General features: G+C 72.7%; 1 protein-coding gene and 1 pseudogene. Both read left to right on the top strand.

Annotation, left to right across the window (positions count from 1 at the left end; translation table 11 throughout):
* On the top strand, window positions 1–116 hold a 116-nt coding region (locus tag AX735_RS10845), incomplete at its 5' end, for a cyclic pyranopterin monophosphate synthase MoaC (protein WP_446471806.1).
* Window positions 116–607 (top strand): annotated as a pseudogene (locus AX735_RS10840) (molybdopterin molybdenumtransferase MoeA); the annotation flags it as partial. The gene AX735_RS10845 and the pseudogene AX735_RS10840, both read left to right, overlap by 1 nt.

The following is a 607-nucleotide window of genomic DNA, read 5'->3' as shown; positions in this document are numbered from 1 at the left end:
GCGCGACGCTGGCGATCTACGACATGGCCAAGGCACTCGACAAGGCCATGGTCATCGGACCCGTGCGGCTGCTCGCAAAAAGCGGCGGCAAGTCGGGCGACTGGACCGCCGGCTGATGGCAGGCGGGCTGATCGCACTGGACGAGGCGCAACGCCGCCTGCTCGCGCTCGCCGATCCCCGCCCCGCGATCAGCCTTCCGCTTGACCAGGCCACCGGGCTGGCGCTGGCCGAACCGCTGGTGTCGCAGCGCAACCAGCCCGCCGCCGATCTGTCCGCGATGGACGGCTATGCGGTGCGCAGCACCGACCTGCCCGGCCCGTGGCGCGTGATCGGCGAAAGCGCGGCGGGACGGCCCCTTGCAGCCACGATCGGTTCGGGCGAGGCCGCGCGCATTTCCACCGGCGCGATGATCCCCGCTGGCGCGGATTGCGTGGTGGTGCAGGAGGATATCGCGCGCGACGGCGAGCGGCTGACGCTGAACGGAGACGGTCCCGCCGCCCCCGGCGCGCATATCCGCCGCGCAGGCCATGATTTCGCGCACGGGGCACTGCTCGCCGAGGCTGGCGCGGTGATCGACGCGCGGCTGATCGCGCTCGCGGCGATGGCG

This window comes from Blastomonas sp. CCH1-A6 (assembly GCF_001556365.1).
Taxonomy (GTDB): domain Bacteria; phylum Pseudomonadota; class Alphaproteobacteria; order Sphingomonadales; family Sphingomonadaceae; genus Blastomonas; species Blastomonas ursincola.
This window is presented reverse-complemented; position numbering and strand designations above follow the sequence as displayed.